The following is a 24,264-nucleotide window of genomic DNA, read 5'->3' as shown; positions in this document are numbered from 1 at the left end:
TTTTCATTATAGTCCCTAATGAAGCAGTAGAAACAAGCAGAGCCGGATTGACGTTCCGGCTCTGCTTGTTTCTACTGCTTCACAATCCGTTTTCGGAATACCTCATCCCCCATCCTGATCTCGACAAAGTAGACTCCTCCGGGTGAGGTCCTTATGTCGAGCGATTGCTGGAAGACGTCAGTTGTTTTCTGATAGTTCTGGCGGCTGAGTTCGGCTCCGTTTATATTTCGAACTCCTAGCGTTAACGCTCCCCGCAAGGGACTGCTGAAGGATACGGTCATCTGGCCGTCGCTGGGGTTAGGGGTTATTTGCAAGGCCTGTTCAGCCAGCGGTGTTGTCGAGGTAACGGTACCAGCTCGCACGTTGATGGTCACTACCGCCGATGTGCTACACAGGTCAGAACCAGAACCCGTCACGGTATAGGAGGTTGTCTGGGTTGGGCTGGCAACTACCTGTGGCCCTGTAGTAGCGTTCAGACCGGAGCCGGTCCAGTTCAGAATACCCGCTCCACGCGCATCGAGCGTAACGGTCTGCCCTGGGTTGATAAAGATGGCCGATGCCGCCACCTGTACGGATGCTTTCTGACCGACGCGAGCGGCAATGTTGTGTGCTACATTCAGCCCTAAGCTGTCAGCATAGCGTATCCAGTCGCCTTTCTGGTTTTGACGCCAGGATGTTGCAAAGAGCGATTCACCATTTTTGGTCGTTACCAGCGCAACGGTGTCACCTGACGCATAGGGCAGTTGGATACCAACGTGGAACGACAGCCCACTGACGGGTACATTCTTGTCGAAAATCACCGTTGTCGAACGGTTAGCCGCTACATCGGCCAGAATATCCTTCAGCGGTACATCTTTCTGGCCTAAAATAGCGCCAGGGCCATTCTGGAAACCACGTCCGTTCCAGACCGTCACGGTCACTACCGACTCGGTAGCGGCTCCTTTTGCGGCTTTGGCAACGCCAAACTTCAATACCGCCCCAGCCAGGTTATTATAGGCCAGCTTGTTGGCAAAGAACTCCGAAACGGCCTGACTTTTATGGCTATTCTGCCCAGCCACATACCCGGTTCCACCCGTTTCCCTCAACACCGTCGGTGTACCCGCAAAGTTTGTTATATCCGAACAAAGGCCCTGATTCAGCACTTCGATGTATTCGGTACGCACGACCGGGTCCGACTGGCCCACTACATTCGACACCACCAACGTCACTTTAAATTTACCGGGTTGGTTATAGGTGACGGTGGGGTTCTGTTCGGTTGAGGTGGATGGCGTACCGCCTTCAAATGTCCACTGCCAGCTCGTCGGGAAACCACCCGATAGGTCGTAGAATTTAACCTGTCCGCCTAAGAGTACCTGCTGCGCTTCGGCCCGGAAGTTGGCCTGCGGGCGTGTAGCCACCTGCGTGCCGCACACGTTGGAGGTAAGCAGGCTGGCCCGGCGTGGGCTAACGTCCATAACGGTGCGTATTCGGGCTTTCTGATCGAGCGTAAAAATATTCATACAGGCATCGTCAGAATAGTCCATGTAGTTCTGCACCATGTTGGCACCGCCACAACTTATCCGACCAACCTGACAACCCCGGCTTTCGGAAGCTTGTGGGGGCGTATCGGCGCAGAAATCGTCACCACAGTTAGTATCACCCCAGATGTGCCGTAAACCCAGCCAGTGACCTGTTTCGTGCGACATCGTACGACCTAGGTTATAGGGCGCTCTTAGCACGGCAAAGTTGCCTTTCTCGGCGTTACCAAAGGCCCAATAATTACACACTACCCCATCCGTACTGGCCGGGCTGGCCGTTGGAATACCAGGGAGATTGGACTGGCTGGGGAATTGTGCATAGGCCACAACTGACCCGCCACCGGCGATAGCTTCACTCAGATCAACCACCCAAATGTTGAAGTATTTATCCGGGTCCCAGATGGTACTAGGCTTTAATACCCCTTCTACGTCGTCTTTATTCCAGGTGGCGCGATTACCATTATACCGGTCGATACCTGGCTCGGCCATCGTTTGCCCCTGCCGGTTCAGTGCGGCCAGGCAAAACTCAATCTCAATATCAGCCCCCACCGGATTACTGTTAAAGCCACGGGTATTTGCTCTTCGACGGTAATCTTCATTCATGGTGGCAATCTGCGACTGCACCTGCGCCTGACTGATATTACGTCCTGCACCGACGGTTTCCCCATTGTGGACAACGTGAACAATAATCGGAATTGTGATGACCGTAGCCGCCAACCGGCCCGACTGCATTTTCTGCTTGAACGCAATCATTTTTTGCTGTAACTCCCGCTCAAAGTCATTGAGCGTTCCCAGGCCCGGATTGCGCAACCGTCGCAGGCTATCCATTTCCATGGTTAAACACCGCTTTATCTCAGGTGTAGTAGCCTGTGCATACAGTGTCGATTGCAGAAAAACACCCAACAATAATGTAAGTACTAATCGAAACATACCGCTATAAAATTGAAGCCAGGGTATTGATTATGTAAATGGATAATGTAAAATGGATGAAGCTGTTTAAACTTTCCCTGAAAAGCCATTTTTTTCATTCCGACGAAGGAGGAATCTCAAAGTACCCTTACTAATTGATAAGTAAAAATTGAGATTCCTCCTTCGTCGGAATGAAAAAAGCGCTCATTTTAAGCTTATTTTCAAAAGTTTAAACAGTTTCTATTCATTAAAATAATTCAGATATTTAAGCAAGTAAGCAGCTTTAGGTTTTGTGTGACCCCGTTGGGACGTTCGGCCGCTGCCGTTACACAAACACCAGTATCAGCTATAATTCTGATTGATTACTCATTTACTCGTGACGGCATTGAAGGTGAACCGGTAACTGGCATCAATGTCGCCGAAATAGTATTCAACTGTCATGGCACTCGCCGTCAGGTTCTTTAATTTCCAGGGATATACCCCATTCAGGATAGGAATGTAAAACTGAAGGGTAGCATTGGCATTCACTAACGTCCAGGAATCGGTCAGATAAATATCAGGATCAGAAGCACTGCACTTTGTAGCACCTTCGCTTGCTTCCATCTTATGATCGGCGTCGGCATAAAACGTCAATAAATCATCGGCTATACAATTTGCAACGATACCAGCAGCAACCGCCTGGGCAGTCGATATAATACCCGAAGAATTACCATTATCCCGAATCTCTAGCGAAACCATTTTCCAGGTTTTCTTTTCCGTACCGGTGAGGAGTTGCGAGTAGGTCGGAATAACAGGGTCGATCTTCTCAGAGCAGCCTCCCAGAAGCCAAACCATCACACCCGGAATCAAGAATAAACGTATAAGTTGTCGCATGATTGAATTTTGTCAAACAGATTGTTTAGTTCCTTTATTGGGGTGTATACGTCTGAGGGAACGAAAGTGTCGTATCTCTTCCGGCGGAGTTTTTCACGGTAAGCAGCAAATTCAGCGAAATTTTACGATCACGGGGATTCCAGGCACCCGTACCGGCCAACGTACCTGTCCCAAGTTCGGCATTCGTCTGTGAGGGTATGGTTAGTGAATTGTCGCCGTTATCGATAAAATTGAGCGGGGCCTTAATGGCATCGAAAGATAGCAGTCCGATGTTCCAGTTGCTCAGCGTATAGGTTTTACAGTCGGCGCTGGTTATTTCCACATCAGGAACAGTGTATGTTTGGTTTCCAACTTTTCCACTGCCCGTATAAAATCCGCCCAGCAGGCAATCATCCTGAATGGTCAGTTTAAACTGTTTCCCTACAATATTATTCTGGCCAAAGCCAACCTGTAACGTACTAGGCTGAACACTGGTCAGGGTAAACGTAAGCGACGACGATTCGAGAATGTTATTGGCGTTATTGATCAGATAGACCACAATATTGCCGGTGCTGGCATTGGCCGGAATTACTACTCTGCCTTTTTCGCCCTGAATCACATAATCTTTGTTCTCGCGAGCGGTTCCACTAACGGTGTAATTGATGGTGATGGGCTGGCTCAACTTAGGGCCTACATTATGCACCTGAATGTTAATTGGTTTGCTGTAGCTCTCTTTATAGGTGAGCGTAGTATCGGTAAACCGAACAAAATAGGGGCCATCGAATGTACGGTCGACGTCATATTGATCGCAGGCAATCAGGCCTACGCCAAGCAGGATAACCGTCGTTAACAACCGTCCCCAATGACCAGAGCCATGCCGGAATGTATAGTTTAGTAGATTTTTCATACTCAGATAATCGGACAAGCCGCTCGATTAATAACCTGGATTTTGCGTAAGGGCTGTATTCTGTTGTATTTCACGCTGTGGAATTGGCCAGACTTCCAGATGGCTATCCCAGTTGGGCGAGAAAGCCGACATAACCGCCTGCGCCCGACCCGTTCTGACCAGATCGTACCAGCGTTGCCCTTCGAAGGCCAGTTCGTACACCCGTTCGCGCTCAATGGCCAGCAGGACATCTGCCTGAGCGGTTTGCGTAATCGCAGGCGCTTTAGCCCGTGTCCGCAATACGTTCAGATCGGCAATAGCCCCTGTAGTACCCGCCAACTTGTTCTGCTGCGCCCGCGCTTCGGCCCTAATCAGGTACATTTCCGCAAGACGCATGTACACAATGTTGTTGTTATCTTCCGAAGCTGTACCGTATTTCCGCACGGTCCAACCATTATCACTGGCCCGTTGTTGCTGGGCATTGAAGGTAATCGTCTGATTGCGTGTACCGGCTTCGGTCGTATTCAGGGCGGCCACTACCGAGTTGGACGGAATCACCTCCCGACGCCCGACAAACAGGTTGTTCAGGCCTGTATTGCTGGTTCCCGGATCATCGGTCAGGTTGTAGCCAACTTCCAGAATGGATTCGGCCGTGAAATCTTTTGTGACGATGTCAGCAAAACTCGTTTGCAGCGTATAAACGCCCGAGCTGATTACAGTTGTAGCCAAAGCCTCGGCTTGCGCCCAGTTTTTCTGATAGAGATAAAAACGGGCCATCGCTGCCTGCGCATTGATCTTATTCAGATAGGCGGCATTGGTCTGGGCATTGGTTGAGCCTGATTCCACAGCAGGTAGATCGGTCAGCGCGGCCTGGTAATCGGCCAGTACCGATGCCAGTATATCCGCTTTACTGGTCCGGCCAATCCGGCTATTGGCGTCCTGATCGGTCGTGGTCACTTTCGGAATATCGCCATAGGTGTAGGTGCCGATAAAATTAGCCCAGCCCCGAAGAAACCGAGCTTCAGCCATCACCTGCTTCCGGGTTGATTCAGACACGCCGGTTACGGTTGGTAAGCGTTCCAGAATGAAGTTGGCGACATAGATCGTGTTATAGATACTGGCCCACAACGCATCAACAACCCCATTGGCTGCGGTAATGCGCTTGGTTCCAAACTCAATATAATCCGTAAAGGTCCCATTGGCCTGGATGTAATCGGCGGTAAAGTCGCCCGCGATCATGTTCGGAGACCCCATACCCCGAAAGGCGCTGTATAGGCCAATTCGAACCGGCTGAACATCATTCGGTTCATTCAACACCAGATCATCGACCAGCAGATCGACCGGTTTAGGCTCCAGCACTTGTTGGCAGGAAGCCAGAATCACCACTAGTAAAACTACACTATATCGTACGAAGCGAATCATATGGTAATGGCTGTCTTTTCTCCAGGAGATACATTAAAAACCAACGGACAAGCCAACAAAAACTGTTTTGACTTGTGGAAGGGTGAAAAAATCGATACCCTGCGCCGAAGTTGATCCATCCAGGGTACTTACTTCAGGATCGGGCCCAGAATAGCGTGTCAATGTCCAGAGATTCGTTCCTGAAGCGTACACACGAGCTGAACTTAGCTTGAAACGCTCTATCAATTTTTTAGGGATGGTATACCCAACAGTCACGTTCTTCAACCGCAGGAATGAACCATCTTCCAGGAATCGGCTGCTGTGGTAGTTGTTGTAGGTATTCTGATACACATACCGGGGAACGCTGGTAATGTCGCCTTCTTTCTGCCAGCGCTTCAAGGCCTGTCGAGCCTGATTGTTCTGGATGTCGGTACCGGTGTTGACCAACGTCTCATAGGTCAGGTTCAGAATGCTGTTGCCATACGAGCCCTGCACAAAGGCACTGACTTCAAACCCTTTCCAGGATACTTTATTGGTCAGCCCACCGAATAGTTTAGGCTGTGCATTCCCAATCACCTGACCATCATCGGGAGTGATGCGGCCATCGCCATTTTTATCGTCATAGATGGCATCGCCGGTAGCGGGGTCAACACCCAGGAATTTCAAGCCCCAGAAGGTCCCCAGTGGCTGTCCGGGCAAAATGACGTTGGTAGCCGTCACACCATTGGCCGAATAGCCCCGAAAAACGGGCTGCTCGCTGGCCAGTTCAACGACTTTGTTTTCGTTATGCGACACGTTGAAATCGGTACTCCAGCGAACGGCTTTATTGATATTCACGGTGGAAATGGTCAACTCAATACCCCGGTTCGAAACCTTACCAATATTACCCTGAACGGTGCTGAAACCTGTCGTTTGTGGAATCGGCTGCGCAAACAGGAGCTTGTTGGTCAGGTTATCGTAAGCGTCGATGGTCACGGTAAAACGGCCATTATAGAACGAAGCATCCAGACCAATGTTGGCTTCGCGGGTGCGTTCCCATTGTAAGTTGGCATTCGCCAGCGCAACAGGCCCAACGCCCGTAGCACCACTATAAGTAGTCGACGCCCAGGTACCCAGGAATTGATAATCGCCGATCTGCTCGTTTCCGGTAAAGCCGTAACTCGTACGGAGTTTTAAATCGGTCAGAAATTGAAACTGCTGCATAAACGGTTCGGACGAAAGCCGCCAGGCAAGCGATGCCGACGGGAACAGCCCAAACCGACGATTTTGTCCAAACCGGGATGAACCATCGTAACGGGCCGTAATAGTGGCCAGATACTTCTCATCGTAATCGTAGCGGACTTCCCCAAATGTCGATACCAGCCCACTGCTATTTCGGTACGAACTACCCTGATCGACAATTCCAGCCGAGGTAATGTAGGTAAAATCATCGCTGGGGAACAGGCGGCCCTGCACACTACCGTTACGTACGATCTGTTGGAGCACTTCAAAACCAGCTGTGGCATTAAAATGGTTTTTCTCCGCCAGTTGATAGCTATAATTGAATGTATTGGTACTGATTAGCTTCGAGACCAGAGCACTATTAAAAACCCCGTACCCCTGTCCACCTACACTCGGCAAATACCCTCCAATCGCTGTTGACGAGGGCTCGAACTGATCTTCTGTTATGTTGTTGTAATCAACACTGAGTTTCGACCGAAAACGCAGGCTTTGCAAAATTTCGTAATCGACGTACACGCCCGCCAGCATCTTGACGGTGTAGGTTTCAAAACGAGGCAATAGTGCTTGTCCGACCGGGTTGAAATTGGGGAAGCCTGGATATTCGGGGTTACTTGGCCCATACAGCCTGCCATGTTCGTCATAAGGTGAGTAATAAGGCAGACTCTTGATCGCTCCTGAATACACACCATCCAGGAAGTTATCTCCTTTGACCCGCTTATTTTTTACCCGCGACAGGGTGAGGTTCAGACCAAACGACAGCTTGTCAGTCGCTTTGTGGTCAAATTTAAACTGGCCCGTATAGCGCGTAAACTGACTATTTAGCTGAATACCTTCTTCGTTCCGGTAGCTACCGCTCAGGTAGAACTGAGTTTTGTCATTACCTCCCTGGGTCGATAGCTGGTATTGCTGATAAACCGCTTTCCGCAAAATAGCGCTGATCCAGTCGGTATTTTGCCCGTCTGTTACACCTTTGATCAATCCCAACTGGTCGGGGTTCTGACCGGCGTTGGTGACGGCTTCGCGTTGCAGATCCAGCAATTCAGAAGCATTCAGCAGATCAGGCCGACGAACAATATCGATCATCCCCTGCTGCACATCAGCCGTAAACTTCGTTTTTTGATTCGCCTTACCACGCTTGGTGGTGATCAATACTACTCCGTTAGCGGCCCGCGATCCATAGATAGCCTTGGCCGAAGCATCTTTCAGCACGTCGAGCGATTCAATATCGTTGGGGTTAATTAGCGCCAGTGCATTATCGGATTGTCCACCGAAGTCTCGTCCGGTCAACGCACCATTTTCAACAGGCACGCCATCCACGATAAACAGAGGCCGGTTACTAGCCGAAATCGAGGTATTCCCCCGAATACGAACCATAATCCCCCCGCCCGGCGTACCGGATGATTGCGATACCTGCACACCAGCAGCCTGCCCCTGTAAGGCCTGATCAAAACTAGCCACGGGAATGTCTTTGAATTTATCGGGCGAGACGGATGCGATGGAACTGGAAACGTCCTTGCGCTGGAGGGTATTATAGCCGGTTACAACGACCTGAGTCAACTCATTGATCGACTCCTGCATCTGAATATTTATAACTGTCCGGTTGCCAACCGTGATTTCCTGGGAAACCAGACCAATGGACGACATGAGCAATACGGCTGTACTACCGGGTACGTTTATGCTGTAATTCCCGTTGGCATCGGTACTAACCCCGTTTGTGGTTCCTTTAACCTGAATATTAACACCAGGCAGCGGCTGGCCATCCTGAACGGATATTACTCTCCCTGTTATACGCTGAGCCTGGGCCAGCAGATAGCCCGGCAGCATGATCAGTAAAGCTGACCAGCTAATAACACGATAAAAATTTCTCATGTATAGGTTATACCAAGTAAATGCTTTTTGGGTTTCTACACGCTTAATTAAAAAAACGATCAACAAACGAGCGCTTCAAGCTACAATTTTTTAAACGAAAAAATCATTCGCATCGTATAAATCTACTGTTGGAGTAGCCTACACGCAGTTGACTCATTTTTCAGTCCAGACAAAAGCTATTTTTTCAACGCTCTTGCTTCCTATACGTCAATATACAGCTATCCGATGCAATTTCATACAAGTTTAATCTGAAATATATAAAGCAAAAGAAGGCTCTACGTCAACGACGTAGAGCCTTACAAAGTACAGCAACTTACTTATTTTACTTTTTAGGATTCGATGTAGCCGCGCTCCCCGAAGCTGCCGGGTTGTACTTGAGCTCATTATCAGGCACATCCCAGTAATCCAGAAAATTATAATTGATGGTGGCATTGGTGCTTACCTTCCCAGCTTTGTCCACAACCACGGCTCCTTTTCGACCTCCGCCCTGCGATACATCATCGATAACACCCCACCGACGGGCATCATAGAATGACAGGTTTCGGAAAGCCAGCCCAACACGACGTTCCCGACGAAGCTCTTCTTTCGCCTGATCGAGTGTGAGTCCGGTACCGGCAACAGCCGTTAAACCCGCTCCCTGATATTTCCGAACCGCATCGATTGATTTTAACCCGTCGTCAATTTTGCCGGTATTGATCAGGGCTTCGGCTTTCATCAGTTCGTTTTCTTCGTAGCTACCGGCCAGGTACAATTCCGTAGCGCCCGGAGTTCGATCACTAAGCGTAGCCACACTGGCCATTTTTTTACCACCATCCAGCAGCGCCCAGCGTGTATTGAAGGCATTGCCCCGGCTACTTTCGCCAATCCAGGGTGTTGCGCGTTGGGTAAAGTTGTTCGCCAGTCGCTGGTCGCCCGCTTTGAAATCCTGAATCAGTCGTTCCGAGATCTTGTACGTAGCACCACCCGATGGATCGCCCGTTGCTTTAGCGGCTACAGTACCGACTGTTGGCGACAGGAAATCACCGTTCTGATTTGAGCGTCCCGTAAAGACATTATCCGTAGCGTTGATTCCGTCATTGGCCAGCGTCAGGATTTGTCCCCACTGAGCAGCCGTCATCGCTTTTACGGTTGTATTCGCCAGCAGGTTACGGGCTTTCAGCGTGTTGATATTACGCTTCCACATATCGGGTGTGAGTACGCCCCCCTTACCGACCTGATTGAACGGTGGAATCAACTGCGACATGATGGCTGTATAATCCGTGGAAGCGGCTGGTAACAGCGATGCGGCCTTATCGAGGTTGGCGTTGGCTTCTTCGATAATCTTTTCCTTGGTCACATAGTTGTTATTGGTCCCGGTTGCATCGTTGTTGATGATACCGGCATAGTAGATAGACCCGATGTGCGAATACGCAAAGCCTTTCCACCAGTATGCCCACGCCTGAATGGTCGCTTTTTTGGTTTTGGCATCGCCCGTAAATGATACCTGATCGGCCAATGACAGGACTTTATTCATCTGGCTATTGAGCGAATACATATACCACCACTCATGAAACAGCGGGTTCGATCCCTGGTTGGAATTGACATTGACCTGTCGAATCAGCGCCCACTGGGTATTCGGTGCATTAGGATTGACGACTTTAGTCCCATCATCCAGTATCACATAATCGGGCGCACCGATCTGATTACCGAACTGGTTGGCGGCTTCTTCGCCAATAATATCGCCCATAAGGTCATGGAAACCCATAGCCCCCGACCAGAAATACCCCGGAACCCCGTCGTACAGATCGGTTTTGATTTCCTTGAATCCATTGATGTAGGCAGCCCCCTGTGCGAAGTTGATAATTCCCGACTCGGTATTGGCACTGCTTACGGTTGGCTGGTTCGGGTTTTTCACGTCCAACTGATCTTTACAGGAGGTTGCAAAACTCAGTACCAGCGCGGCCACTAGAATATGTATCTTTTTCATTGATAAGTTCTTGAAAATTGAAATTAGAGTCCGATGTTGAGCGTAGCCTGATACGAGCGCAGGTTTGGCATGGTGTTGTGGTCGGTACCACGGTCCCAGGCCGAACTACCCGTTCCGGAACTGATTTCAGGATCAAAGCCGGTGTACTTGGTGAAGGTCAGCAGATTCCGGCCCGAGAAGACTACCTGAGCCCGACGCAGGACGGGAACATTCACCACTTTGCTCAGATCGAATCCAATCTGTACGTTCCGCAGACGCACGAACGAAGCGTCTTCGTAGAAATAATCTTTCGTGCCATTAGCCTGACGTTGTGCATATACTCCCCGGTAGAAAGCTGTCCAGGCACCCGTATTTCCGTCAATCGTAATGGGGTTCGCATAGTCGCCATGGATACCATCGCGATACATCCACTCTTTCGTTTGGTTGTAGATGTGGCTGCCATTGACCCAGTCGAACTGGAATCCGAACGTCAGGAAGTTTTTGAACGTAAACTCGTTGATGAACGACATGTTGAACTTCGGGTTCGGGTCGCCAAAGCTGTATTTGTTGGCCGAGAAGAAGGGTTGCTTCGTCGCCTTGCTGACCACAATCCCGTTGCTCGCTACGGTGTACTGCGACTGCTGGTCGGCTGGAATGAGTGCGGTACCATCGGGAGCTAGTTGATCCAGAGAGTGAGCCGTGATATAGCCATACAACTGACCGATTTTTTCGCCCGCTTTCAGCACATAGTTTGAGCTACCGGCGCTCGATAGAACCACTACTTCGGCATTGTTCTTAACCGCCGTAATCTGGGAAGTTTGTTTACCAAAGTTCGTCGTCAGGTTCCAGGTAAAATCTTTCGTCCGCACCACGGTCGTATTCAACGAAGCCTGAAAACCGTTTGATCCCAGCGAGAACGCGTTGTCTTTGATGGAGTTGATCCCTGCTGATGGAATACCGCTTACATCGAAAATGGCATTGTCGGTAGAGCGGTTCCAATAGGTAGCCGACAACCGAACACTGCTTAGCCAATTCGAACTTTTTGAGGGCGTCAGAGCCAGATCAGCACCAACTTCAAGTTCCGAGGATACCTCTACATCCAGCGCCGGATTAGGCTGACTGGCTGGTGTATAGAATGAGTTGGAGGAGCCCAGCGTTTGCGTATTCAACACCAGATAGCGGTCGAATGGCTTGGGTTGAATACCCGCCTGACCATAAGCAGCCCGCAGTTTGAATTCGGGGAAGAAGCCTGCCACTGGACTGTTTTCCCAAAATTTCAGAGCCGAAATCCGGAAATAAGCATCTCCACGAGGGAAGGTAAATGGCTTGGAACCGCTACCAAATGCCGAGGAATAATCGGTACGAAAGCCGCCAGAGATACCGGCCAGATCACCGAAGTCGATCCGCTGATTGACCACGTAGCCATAGGTAATAAACGGTTCGCTATAGTCACCGCCAGCAGGCAGACCAGCCCGCCCGGCCGATGGTGCTTTTACACCCGGCACCCGGAACACCGCCGATTGAGCCGCTGTAAATGGATCGTACGTTGGCAAGCCCAGTGTATAGGTATAAAACTGCTTGAAATTCCGGTTCCGATAATCGAACGAAAGTTGGGTAGATGTCCGAATCGGTAACTTCGAACCGAAATCATTTTGGAAATCGGTGTTGATATACGCACTGGCCAGGAAGTTCTGATACGTAGTTGTCAGGCTGTTGTTATCGATTTCGCCCGATGGGTCCGTGCCAAAATAGTTCTGGTAATAGTTGTTGTTCAGCGCGATAACATTCCGGTTTTTCGTCTGGTTAGCGTAGGTAGTCCGAATCTCCTGTTTCGAGTAATTGACGCCGTATTTGGCATCCAGGTCCAGAAACTTATTGACCTTGTAATTGAGGTTAAAGTTCTGGATCACATCGACTTTATTGTCTTTATTGTCGGTATACTTCTGCCAGAAGCTAGGGTTATTGTGGTTCACCCCTACTGCATCGCCATAGTAAATACCCGGATTCCCATCGGGATCGAGCGCCGAAAAATCAGCAAACGGACGGGCATTATTTACTGCATACAGAATCAGACGGTCGTTGGTTTTGATCGTGCTTTTGGTATATACTAACTGCGTAGTCGTACGGAAGGTGAGTCCTTTAGCCAATTGAATGCCGAGATTCGACATCAGATTACTCCGCTGATAATTTCCGTTGTTGATGATGTTGCTTTCCTGCTGATTATTCGATGCCGATATAGCAAAGTCGACTTTATCGGTTCCTCCCGTCAGGGCGATGCTGTTGTTATACGTATTCGATGGGCGGAAGAAATAGTTGTAATGATCGTAGTACTTCAGGTTTGCTGTATACGGCTTATCCGCTTTGTTATTCACATCGAGTGGATTGTACTGCACGTTTTCGCTGTAAACCAGCGTGTTCGGATTCAGCTCAAGCGGTTTACCCGATGTACCAATGACGTTGTTGCTGGCATCGACGATAAATCCGTTATACTGCGCTTTCGCTACACCACCCACATTCAGGTATTCGCTCCGGGTAATGCCCGAACTTACATCGATGTTCAGCTTGCCCGACTTGCCTTTTTTGGTAAATACCTGAATAACGCCGTTGGCACCCTGTGCACCGTAAAGCGTAGCCGCAGCCGCCCCCTGTACCACTTCGACCCGTTCGATGGTATTTGGATCGATACTGCTCAGCAGGGCTGTCGGGTTGTTGTTGATGTTCCCATTCGAATCGTAGTTCGTCGCATCGACCTGTACCCCATCGATGAGCAGAATGGGAGCCGTACCCCGGTTGATGGTGTTGATACCCCGCAGTACAATATTGACCGGAGCGCCGGGTGTACCATTACCACTCGAAATCTGGGCTCCGGCAATCTTCCCTACCAGCGCCTGATCAATCGAAGCCGTTGGCGTTTGCGGCAGATTCTTCGAGGTAATCGACTCAACCGAAATACCCAGCTTACGCTTGTCGGTAGCTACCCCGACCCCTGTGACAACCACTTCCGATAACTGGCGATTATCCGATGCCATCTTAACATCGATAACCGACTCATTACCGACCGCAACTTCCTGCGTAGTGACGCCAACGAAACTAAAAACGAGCGTTGCCGACCTGTTGTTGGGTATGTCGAGACTGTACATCCCGCCCGCGTCGGAGGTGGCGCCCTTCGTTGTACCCTTTAGCACAACGGAAACTCCTGGCAAGGGTAAGCCATCTTCGGCCGATGTGACCTTACCCGTAATACGCCTGTCCTGCGCCCATGCGGTGGACCAGATCGAGCATACCAGAAGGAAACTCAAGGATAGAAATTTACTCATGTACGTTAGATGTTAGGTGAAACCAGTTTTTACTATCAACAAAACTAGTATCAAAAAAGAATAATACAAATTTAAAATTGCAGTTCAGTAAAATTATCTCTAAATGCATCTACACTTATACAGAATATTATTGTGGTAATATGTCAAATATTTACACTTTACTAGAATTAGATAATCATAAATTAATTCTATCCGAAATATTATATCATTACATCAGTTTACTTTTAATATCTATTTATATCTAAAAAATACAATTCAAAGAAGACAAGACTTAAAGACGATCGATTTTGCCTAGATGTTGCATAAGGGATTGTTGTTTTCCATAAACGGTCAAAAACAGGGCTGAACGTCAATCTATTAATTTACATGTAACCAGACAGGTCATTATTTTTTATTCAAAAAATATACTTACACCAAACCGTTTACTGGGTTTCATTTACGAATTCATTTATTAAGTAAATACCCTTAATCGTTGATTCAAAAGCTTATAAACGCAAAAAGCACCGCCCAAGCGGTGCTTTTTGCAGAATAGTCAACTAAATCGGCAATTAGAAGTTCGGGTTTTTGGTAACGACGCTCGATGTCGTTGCGTTTAGCACTGTCTCATCGGCTGGCACATCCCAATAATCCATGAAATTATAGTTGATCGTGACGTTTTTATTGATCGTAGCACCAGCGTTCGAAATGAGGGTATTGCCATAGCTTCCACCGCCTACCGAGATGTCGTACGTCCAGCCCCAGCGTCGGTTGTCATAGAACGCAAGACCACGGCTGAATAATGCAACTCGTCGTTCTTTAGTCAGTTCGGTTAGCGCTTTCGCCAGTGTTAGGCCAGTACCAGCTACAGGTGCTACACCCGCTCCCTGATACGCTCTCACGGCATCGATAAAAGCGAGTCCGGCTTCAATGTTACCCAGGCGAATATTGGCTTCAGCCAGCATCAGTGCATTTTCTTCATAGCTTCCGGCCATAAACACCTCATGCGCTCCTACATCTTTAGAACCATACACGTATACTCCAGCTTGTCCATTCCCATTGGGTACCATGCTATAGCGCGTTGTAAACGTATAGTTGTTCTTATACATCGTCGTCGTATTGAAGTTGTTGGCCACCCGCTTGTCGCCCGCGTTGAACGACTGCATAAATCGCTCACTGATTTTAAAGGTTGAGCTGGTATTCACGTTTGAAGTCAAGGCAGCCACCGTACCTCCTGATGGAGAAAAAGGTGAGTTAGATGATGAACTACGCTCGGTAAACACAGCATCGCCTTTCTTGATCCCATTCGTAGCCAGTGTCAGTACTGAATTCCAGTCGGCCGTGGTCATCGCGGTTGTCGAAGACTTGGTAATCTTTGCATCGGGATTACCATTGACAAACGGAGCCAGTTTATTGACCAGAATATTCCGCGCCAGCATGGTATTGACATTTCGTTTCCACATGTCGATCGTTGGAACTGTACCATTACCTACCTGAAAGAACGACGGAATCAACTGACTCATAACCGCCTGATAGTCGTTAGCGCTCGTTACGGCGCCCAGCGTGGTGGTCGTCAGATTGAAATACTCGTTCGACTTGCTGATGATGGCATCGTGCAATACATAGTTTCCATCCGTTACACCCGACTTATCTTCAATCAACCCGGCATAATACATGGAACCGATGGAGGCATAGGCATACCCTTTCCACCAATAAGCCCATGCCTTAATTGTGTTGGCACGGCTGGTTGCATCGCCCGAAAATTTAATTGTGCCCACCAAATCCAGAATCTGATTGCAGACGTTGTTCAGGGCGTACATATTCAGCCACTGATAATAGATCGCATTGTTTCCGGCCCCTGTAGCCGCCCGGCTGTTGTACGACCGGATAATGCTCACCTGAGGAGCTGGGTTCGTCTGCTTGGAGCCATCATCCAGGATAATATAATCCGGTACGCCAATAGTCGTAATCTGGTTGTTCGAGGCATCGGCTCCCACGTTATCGGCCATCAACTCGCTATAGCCCCAGGGAAGCGAAAAATAACTGTTGCCCAACCAGCCGTCGCCATTCAGGAAGCCGTTGATATACACGCCACCCTGAGCATAGGCGATCAGCCCGGCCTCGTTGTTTACGTTTGCAGTCAGCGTTGGGGCGTTGGGGTTACCAACATCGAGCTGATCCTTACAGGAAACCCCCGTAAGCATAATGGCTGCGAAAAATGCGGTAGTAAAAAATTTATGTTTATTAATGAGTTTCATAGACAATGACAGTTGAAAAATTAGAACCCAATATTCAGACCAACCTGATACGACTTGGTGTTAGGCAGGGTGCTATGGTCCACACCTCTGTCGAACGACGAGTTCGAGGCCCCCGAACTGATCTCAGGGTCATAGCCTGAGTACTTGGTAAACGTCAGCAGGTTGCGGCCCGTCAGAACGATCTGGGCTTTGTTGAGGTAGGGAAGCTTAATAAGTTTAGCCAGATCAAAAGCCAGCGAAATATTCCGTAGCCGAACGAACGAAGCATCCTCTACGTAGAAATCTTTGGTGGCGTTATTTCCAGCACCACGGGTACTACCCCACAGGTTGTAGTAGGCACTAGACCAGTAGGCTGAGTAAGCGCCTGTTTTGCCATCGATAGTAACCGGTTTTTCAAAGTCACCACTGATTCCATCCCGATACAGCCATTCTTTTGTCTGGTTGTAGAGGTGGCTGCCATTGACCCAGTCGAACTGGAAGTTCAGCGTCAGGAAGTTTCTGAAACTTACCCCATTGATGAACGACATATTGAACTTCGGGTTCGGGTTCATCAGCGGGTAGGTCTCATCCGTGAACTGCATCTGGTAGTTGGCTTTATTGACAACTCGCCCATCAACGATGGTATATTGAGATTCGTTACCAGGCTGGATATAACGCGTTTTGCCATCCTGCCGCAAATAATCCAGGCTGGTTAAGGCCTTATAGCCGTATACCTGACCTATTGGCTGACCCGGTGTCAGTACAAGAGCCGTACTACCCGCAGCCGTTGTCAGGATAATATCGGCACCACCCGAAATCGCATCGATTTTCGAAATCTGATGACCAAAGTTTGTGGTGAAATCCCACTTCAGATTTTTGGAATTATAAACAGGCAGACTTAACGTGAACTGAACCCCGTTCGACGACATGTTAATGGCATTGGTCAACTGTCCGGTCGAACCCAGTGAAGGGGGGACGCTAACCGTATAGATGACGTTTTCGCTGGAGCGCTTCCAGTAGGTAAACGACCCATTGATTGCGTTCAGCCAGTTACGGTTCGAATTACCACCAATGGTGAAATCGGTACCAATTTCAAATTCTTTCGAAACCTCAACATTCAGATTAGGATTCTGGGTGGTTGTTGGAATGGTATAGACCAGGCCAGACCCCAGGTTGCGCTGACTCAGGACAGGATACCGATCAAACGCACCAGGCTGAATACCAGCTTCCCCATAAGCAGCTCTCAGTTTGAAATACGTTAGGGTATTGGCAACAGCGCTGTTCTTGAAGAACGATAATGGAGCAATATGTCCATCGAAGTGCGGGAAGGTAAAGGGCGTTGAACCTGCACCGAAAGCCGACGACCAGTCGGTCCGGAAACCGGCTGTAATACCGCCATAATCGCCGAAGTCAATTTTCTGGTTCACCAGATATCCGTAGGTGATGAAGGGTGTTACCTTATCATTGTCTACGGCCTGCGATGACGTTGAATTGACGTTATACGGAGGAGCTAGCCCTAATCCGACACCATATGTGTCATATTGTGTTGTCTTGTTCTTACGATAATCGAACGATACCTGAGTGCTGGTCTGAATCGGCAGGTTTATATGAAAATCGTTTTGGAAATCAGTACGTATATAGGCTGTACCCAGGAAGTTCTGGAAGGTGCTGTTATACTGGAAGTTATCGATTTCCCCCTTTTCATCAGGTGCATAATTGCTTGCCCAGCTCTCGTAATATTCGGTGCTTATGTTCTGCGACTGGTTGTAATAGGTCCACCGGGCCGTTTCGTTCCGGTAGTTGATCCCATATTTGGCATCCAGTTCGAGAAATTTGTTGATTTTGTAGTTCGCATTGAAATTCTGAACGACATCGATCTTGTTGTTGATCGCATCCGTATACTCTGCCTGATAATACGGGTTACCGGCATTGATACTGAGGAAGTCGGCGGTTGGATACACTGGATACGTACCATCGGCCAGCTTACGGGTCAGATCAAAGAACGGCGATGTATTCAGGAAGCCGTACACCGAACCAACGTTGCCACTGCCGTTATTAAAAGGAGAATACATCGCTCCTAACCCCGGCTTCAGCGTATTTTTGGTATAGACCAACTGCGTGATCGAGCGCAACGTAAATCCTTTGAACAACTCCGTCCCCACATTGGCCGATAGGTTACTCCGGTCAATATAGCCATTTTCTTTCGTCAGAATAGGCGATGTAGTATGGTTGTTGGCGGCTGCGATGTTGAAGTCGCTTTTTTCCGAGGCACCCGAGATACTGATGTTGTTATTGGTGGTAGCACCGGTTCCAAATACTTGTTTGAAGTGATCGTAGTATTTCAGATTGGCGCTGTAAGGCGTATTGGCATCATTGCGAATATCCTGGATAGCGTAACGGGTTGCCCCGCCATACTTATATGAAATACCCGTAATGGCACCGTATTGGGTATAATCAAGAATATTGCCTTTGGCATCAACAATGTTATTACTCGCGTCAGTCAGGTATGGGTGTAGCATAGCCTTATGCACATTACCTGTATTGAGAAATTCGTTGGCTGAATAGCTGGTTGAGAAGTTAACGGCAGTACGACCTTTCTTGCCTTTTTTTGTAAAAATCTGAATGACACCGTTGGCACCCTGGGCACCATAAATCGACGCAGATGCTGCGCCCTGCACTACCTCTACGCGGTCGACGTTACTTAGATCAAGCGAGTTAATATCGGTAGAGGCCACCTGTATCCCATCTACCATGATCAGAGGCTTAGTACCACCCTGAACCGAGTTGATCCCTCGCAGCAGAATATTAACGGGGTCACCGGGGTTACCACTAGTCGATGAAATCTGAGCGCCTGGAATTTTACCGATTAAAGCCTGGTCGATGGAAGCGGTTGGTGTTTGCGGAAGATCTTTCGCCGACACACTTTCAACGGCAATACCCAGCTTGGCTTTGCTGGTAGCGACCCCGCTACCCGTTACGACTACTTCGGTAAGCAGTTTCGAATCAGATACCAGACTTATATTGACTTCTGATTCATTGCCCACCGGTACTTCCTGAGTGGTCGTACCTACGAAACTAAAGACCAGAACCGTCCCTTTGGCCGAAGGTATGGTTAAATCATAAATCCCACTGGCGTCGGTGCTGGTCCCTCTGGATGTTCCTTTTAAAACTACCGAAACCCCTGGCAAAGGTGACCCATCTTCGGCCGATGTGACCTTACCAATTATTCTTCGATCCTGTGCCCATGCAGTAGACCCAAGTAAGCATAGTAGAAATATGCTTATTGATAAACGTTTTCCCATTCTATTAATTAGTGTTAAGTTAAGAAATGCACTCTACTTAACAAATCTATAGATTAGAAAAAGGCTTTGCAAATTGCTTATACTATAAAAAATTAACCAACAGTTCTTTTATTAAATCTATTTAATACAGAATAAAATTTTCTACTAACAAAGAAAAGGCTCATATGCACAAATAGAACTTTTTCAATTTCACCTATTTCTCCGAATAATTTATGGACTAAGCATTTTTACTAGGTATTTATTATAGCAAAAAAGTTCTATTTAATGTGGCTTTTATTTATTAACTATCGAATAATATAAACTAAGCAAAGTTAATTTTAATGTCTTTTTAATCCGAAAAGGCATGACAAAACAACCATTAATTGATTTGAATATACTCATCTATAAAAAATATTATTAAAATAATACACAAACGAATGGCTCGCCAGTTCTAAAACTGGATGATGAGGTAGCTGATGAGTAAAACGTTACACGTAGAATGAAGTTTCCATGTCAAACTTCATTCTGTAAGCATGCAATTAGGGGACCTGTTACTTTCGGTTTGTTACGAATACATAGCCCCGATTTTGTTATAGAACCTGCATATGTTTATCCCCCACAGAGGGGCGGCTCCCTGAAGCGACTTATTGAGAATGTAGCTTACTTAAATCGTTCAGCCAGCTTTTTTTCGATCTCGTCCGCCATCGATTTTGTGTATTGATAGCCAATACGGAACAGCTCCCGTGACTTACTAAGATCAGTTGTACTGTATTGAGCTAGTTGGGGAGGTTCAATCAGGATGTTACAACAGGCAAACCGATCTTTCGTTTTACTTTGAACCGCCAGCACCAGGCTCCGTTCAATTACTCCACGCATCGAACGGATGGGTTTTCGTGGCCCTAATATGTTGCAGTGAGAGCCGATCAAAAAATCAACCTTCGATTCGATACATTCGACTGGCAGGTTGTTCAACACTCCTCCATCAACATACTGACGCTTGTTGATCAACATCGGTTCAAAAATGCCGGGCAGACAACAGGAAGCCAGTACCGGCCGAATCAGTTCACCCGTTTCGAACACGACCGGCTCACCTTCGTTGAGGTCAACGGCCAGTACGTGCAGCGGAATTTGCAGCCCCTCAAATGAGTCGTGGGGAATGTACTTGCGGTATAAATCCGCCACGGTGTCGAGCCGAAGCAGGCCCATACGATTCCAGGCAGGCCGTAAGTGCCGGACAAACGACGACGACTCAATAATTTTCAGGCTCTCATCGGGCGAATACCCTTGTGAAAATAAAGCCCCGGTGATGGCACCCGCACTGGTACCGGCGATATGGCTGAAGGATATACCCATCTCACTAAGTGCCTTCAAAACACCCAGATGAGCAATTCCACGCGCTCCTCCACCCGATAGTACTAATCCAATTTTCATCGTTTTCCGGTTATGTAACGCGGACTTCTAGTCCGCATAGTAGTTAACGGCTTATAACTATGCGGACTAGAAGTCCGCGTTACAATAACTCCGATAAGCGGCCTTTGTCCTTAATCCGAACGCCTTTTTCGGTTATTTCAACCGTAGCGGCTTCTGTAACAGGATCATGCTCAAAGACAAGAATCCAACTTTCGGCGGCTGCCTTTTGCAACACCTGCGTTTTTTCTTCCATCGTCAATAACGGTCGAACGTCATAACTCATAACATAAGGCAGGGGAATATGACCCGAAGACGGAATCAGATCGGCCATGTAGGCAACCTTCCGCCCGTTGATCTGGAAAATAGGCAGGGTCATTTTTTCGGTATGTCCATCTACGTACAATAACTGTATATCGGTATACGGAAAGCGTTGCTCCGTCAGAAAAGCCAATTGTCCACTCTCCTGTAGCGGCATGATATTTTCGCGAAGAAACGAGGCTTTTTCGCGTGGATTTGGATGGACAGCCCAGTTCCAGTGCGCCGGATGTACCCAATAGGTTGCATTTCCAAATACGGGACTCAGGCGCTCCTCATCCCGCTTAACGGCACCGCCCACATGATCGAAATGCATATGCGTAAGGAGTACATCGGTGATGTCGGCCGGAGAGTAGCCCGCTTTCGCAATCGAATCGAGTAGGCTGGCGTCACCATGCAGATCGTAATGCCCGAAGAATTTAGCGTCTTGTTTGTTGCCAATGCCTGTATCGACCAGCAGGAGCTGATTGCCCTGTTCGTACAGCAGGCACCGCATAGCCCAGGTGCAGCGATTGAGTTCGTCGGCAGGATTCAGTTTTTGCCACAGAGGCTTGGGCACGACGCCAAACATAGCCCCACCATCCAGTTTAAAAAGGCCAGTATCGAGGGTTTGAAGAGCCATAACAAGTTTTTCGGCAAGTTAAGGCTAATCGTTAAAAATTCACCCGGTAATAGAACACAGGCAGGAAACCAAGCTGGTATTCCTGTTTGATAAATGTACCGTCTGGTTGTGGAGCATAGCTCAGTGTAAGCTGGTTTTTAATGCCCAGTACATTGACCAGATCGACGGCAATGGTATGCGTCAGGCGTTCGCGATTGATCTTATAATCGATTTTCACATCAAACCGACGGTAGGGCGCAAATTGAAGCGTATTGCGTGTGGCATTCGCAAACACGATCTCCTGATTCCGACGGGAAGCCTCTTCATCAACAGGCCCATACCAACGTCCGCCGGTTGCTGTAACTTTCGCACCCAGGCTCAAACTTGATCGCCGAAAAGGTATTTCTTTAGCAAACAGCGCGTTGAACGCATACTTTCCATTGAAATCTGTATTCCGCCATACATCGTCCGAACCTTTGTATTTAGCATCAAACAGGGAAGTCGTTACCAGAAAATAGTAGTTGTCGCTAAAGAACTTTTCGAGGGTAAGCTCAACGCCATAGTTTCGTCCGACGCCCCTATTTACTAAGGGTCCAGGGAAAATCCGCGTGAAAGCAGCCCCGGTGTTCAGCATCGAAAACGACGATCTTACCAGCTCTACCGGCACATTGAACAGGTGTTGATAATAGGTTTCGAGCAACAGCCGCATGGTCCGGCCTAACAGCCGATTGTAACTGGCCACATAATGCCAGCTTTTGGTAAGCCCTACATTCCGATTCTCTTCTACCAACGGAAACGGGTACATCGACGACAGATAATTAGGCGTTTTGTAGAAGTACGTATAGGTGGGCTGCATCTGGCTGTGCAGCCCAACGGCTACACTTAATTTCTGTCGATTTGGCAGATCATAGCTAAGTCCCAACCGGGGTTCTATGGGCGAAATGCTGTTGCTGTTCAACGTCATGATCAACGCATTCAGACCGGCCGTTAGGGTCAGATTCGTAGTCAGTCGGGTTCGATAACTGACATACGGCTGGAGCAGGGCAAACACCTCAGCTGCATCCCAGCGACGTTGCCAGCGGGTAAACTGGATCGACATGGGCGGCTCAAATGTACGGACACTGTCGAAAGCCGTAAAGTGAAAAACGTCAGTATTTACCCCGATTTTCAGCGTACTACGTGGCCCTGTTTTATGATTGACAAAAGTCGAAAGGGTGTAGCGAATTTCCTGAAACCGATAATCCAGAATCGGCCGGAGCGAATCGACAACAAATTTTCCGGCCTGCACCAACGGATTTCCGGCTCCATCTTTTCGCAAAAACAGATAATCGTGGTTGGCATCCTGCACATTGCCTGACACGGCCAATGTCGTTTTCCAGAACGTTTGTTTGCTAACCGGACGCGTATAGGTTAGTCCCGCTACGCCCATACGGGAGGTATAGTACTGATCGCGGTCGTTCTGCCCGAAAATGTTCCGGTCGTCGGCTTTCTGCTGACTGATCAGAATATCAACCGTACTGGTACCTCCCAACGCCCAAAGTGCAATCGAACCACCGTTCTTCATCGGGAAATTCAATCGAAAAAAACCATCCTGATACGACGGAACAGCCTGCGTGCCAATGTCCAGTCCAATCTTGTTGAACAGGCCCAGATTGGCGTACCGATACGACGCCATGTAAGATGCGCCACTTCTGCGTGACAACGGCCCTTCGACCATGGCTTCGGTTCCGAGGAAGCCAAACTGGATGGTCTTTTCGTGTTTTTCGTTGTTTCCGTTTCGGAGTTTCAGATCAAACACACCCGCAACCGTATTGCCAAATTCGGCGGGGAATGCGCCCGTAAAAAAATCAGAATTGGCCAGATAGCGGTTGTTGATAATGCTCACCGGCCCACCCGATGTACCGGCAATAGCGAAGTGATTGGGGTTCGGAATGCTCACTCCTTCCAACCGCCAGAGCACCCCCTGTGGCGAATTGCCCCGGATCACAATATCATTCCTTGAATCGTCGGCTCCCTGTACACCCGCAAAGTTGGATGCCATTCGGGCGGGTTCACCCCGACTTCCGGCATACCGATCGGCCTCATCGACCGAAAACTGCCGGGCCGACACGACAGCCATATCGTTCCGCGCTTCACCGGTCCGTTGTGCCTTTACGGTTACGGTTGCCAGTTGCTGAATGCTTTCCTCCAGTTCAACATCCAGAATAGTTTCGCGCCCGGCATCGACTATAATGTTGTTCAGCAATGCTTCCTTATACCCAACGAGCGTAACCCGAACTGTTCGGCGCCCAATGGGTACAGCCGGAATTCGATAGGCGCCTGTCGTATCGGTTAAACTCCCCAGCGATGCATCAACCACCTGAACTGTAGCGCCAATCAGCGGATATTTTGATTCTTTATCGACGATACGCCCCCGAAGCGTTTGGGTAAGTTGCGCATACATATAACTGGGAATCAGGAAACTAATAATCAACAATGGTGTAATAGAGCGCATTTGATTTTGGTATAGTTTGATCAATAGAATCGC

Annotated in this window: 12 protein-coding genes; all 12 read right to left on the bottom strand. The window is 48.5% G+C overall.

From position 1 onward, the window contains the following. Positions 1-71 precede the first annotated feature (71 nt). A complete protein-coding gene (locus ACYVFD_RS30170; RefSeq protein ID WP_461094334.1) occupies positions 72-2,447 on the bottom strand; it encodes a M43 family zinc metalloprotease in 2,376 nt (791 codons plus the stop codon). A gap of 345 nt (positions 2,448-2,792) precedes the next feature. Beyond that, positions 2,793-3,299 carry a hypothetical protein gene (locus tag ACYVFD_RS30165; protein WP_461094333.1) on the bottom strand — a complete coding sequence of 169 codons (507 nt, stop codon included), beginning with the start codon at positions 3,297-3,299 and terminating at the stop codon, positions 2,793-2,795. 34 nt (positions 3,300-3,333) lie between these two features. Then, a complete protein-coding gene (locus ACYVFD_RS30160; RefSeq protein WP_461094332.1) occupies positions 3,334-4,185 on the bottom strand; it encodes a hypothetical protein in 852 nt (283 codons plus the stop codon). Between the two features lie 27 nt (positions 4,186-4,212). Continuing rightward, entirely contained in the window at positions 4,213-5,586 is a 1,374-nt protein-coding gene (locus ACYVFD_RS30155) for a RagB/SusD family nutrient uptake outer membrane protein (RefSeq protein WP_461094331.1), read from the bottom strand. Positions 5,587-5,619: 33 nt separating this feature from the next. After that, positions 5,620-8,655 carry a SusC/RagA family TonB-linked outer membrane protein gene (locus tag ACYVFD_RS30150; RefSeq protein ID WP_461094330.1) on the bottom strand — a complete coding sequence of 1,012 codons (3,036 nt, stop codon included), beginning with the start codon at positions 8,653-8,655 and terminating at the stop codon, positions 5,620-5,622. 322 nt (positions 8,656-8,977) lie between these two features. Beyond that, the gene (locus ACYVFD_RS30145) at positions 8,978-10,621 is read right to left on the bottom strand and encodes a RagB/SusD family nutrient uptake outer membrane protein (protein ID WP_461094329.1); all 1,644 of its coding nucleotides are present in this window, start codon (positions 10,619-10,621) and stop codon (positions 8,978-8,980) included. A 23-nt stretch (positions 10,622-10,644) separates the two neighbouring features. Then, positions 10,645-13,917, bottom strand: coding sequence for a SusC/RagA family TonB-linked outer membrane protein (locus ACYVFD_RS30140; protein WP_461094328.1), 3,273 nt, complete (start codon positions 13,915-13,917; stop codon positions 10,645-10,647). A gap of 548 nt (positions 13,918-14,465) precedes the next feature. Beyond that, entirely contained in the window at positions 14,466-16,151 is a 1,686-nt protein-coding gene (locus ACYVFD_RS30135; RefSeq protein ID WP_461094327.1) for a RagB/SusD family nutrient uptake outer membrane protein, read from the bottom strand. Positions 16,152-16,171: 20 nt separating this feature from the next. Further along, complete coding sequence (locus tag ACYVFD_RS30130) at positions 16,172-19,432, bottom strand: SusC/RagA family TonB-linked outer membrane protein (RefSeq protein WP_461094326.1); 3,261 nt, start codon at positions 19,430-19,432, stop codon at positions 16,172-16,174. A gap of 639 nt (positions 19,433-20,071) precedes the next feature. Next, on the bottom strand, positions 20,072-20,842 hold the full coding sequence (locus ACYVFD_RS30125) for a patatin-like phospholipase family protein (RefSeq protein ID WP_461094325.1): 771 nt from the start codon (positions 20,840-20,842) through the stop codon (positions 20,072-20,074). 79 nt (positions 20,843-20,921) lie between these two features. After that, on the bottom strand, positions 20,922-21,758 hold the full coding sequence (locus tag ACYVFD_RS30120; RefSeq protein ID WP_461094324.1) for an MBL fold metallo-hydrolase: 837 nt from the start codon (positions 21,756-21,758) through the stop codon (positions 20,922-20,924). 31 nt (positions 21,759-21,789) lie between these two features. After that, positions 21,790-24,231, bottom strand: coding sequence for a carboxypeptidase-like regulatory domain-containing protein (locus tag ACYVFD_RS30115; protein ID WP_461094323.1), 2,442 nt, complete (start codon positions 24,229-24,231; stop codon positions 21,790-21,792). Positions 24,232-24,264: the final 33 nt, after the last annotated feature.

It is taken from the genome of Spirosoma gilvum, from assembly GCF_054776815.1.
This window is presented reverse-complemented; position numbering and strand designations above follow the sequence as displayed.